Raw genomic sequence first — 381 nt, forward strand, 5'->3', positions numbered from 1 at the left:
CCGCGAGGCGTCCCGCGCCTTCATCGGCCCGCGCACACCGCTGGAGCTGCGGCTCGTGCGCATCTGGGAGGAAGTGCTCGGCGTGCAGCCGGGGGGCGGGCGCGACAACTTCTTCGAGCTGGGCGGGCACTCGCTGCTGACGCTGCGCCTCCAGTCCGCCATCCGGGCGAAGCTGGGGCGGCCGCTGCCGGTGACGGCGCTGTTCCAGAACCCGACGGTGGAGCACCTGGCGAAGCTGCTGCACGAGGACGCGGGGCCCTGGTCCCCGCTGGTGGAGCTGCAGGACGGAGACGGCCGGCGTCCCTTCTTCTGCGTCCACCCGGTGGGCGGCAGCGTGCTGCCGTACGCGGAGCTGGCAAGGCGGTTGGGCCCGGAGCAGCC

At 74.0% G+C, this 381-nt stretch carries 1 protein-coding gene; it reads left to right on the forward strand.

The genetic code is table 11. The annotated features are described in order from the left end of the window. Positions 1-381, forward strand: a 381-nt coding sequence (locus tag D7Y04_RS43795; protein WP_147477408.1) for a phosphopantetheine-binding protein, incomplete at both ends; no start/stop codon positions are given.

The organism is Corallococcus sp. AB038B (assembly GCF_003668955.1).
GTDB lineage: Bacteria > Myxococcota > Myxococcia > Myxococcales > Myxococcaceae > Corallococcus > Corallococcus exiguus.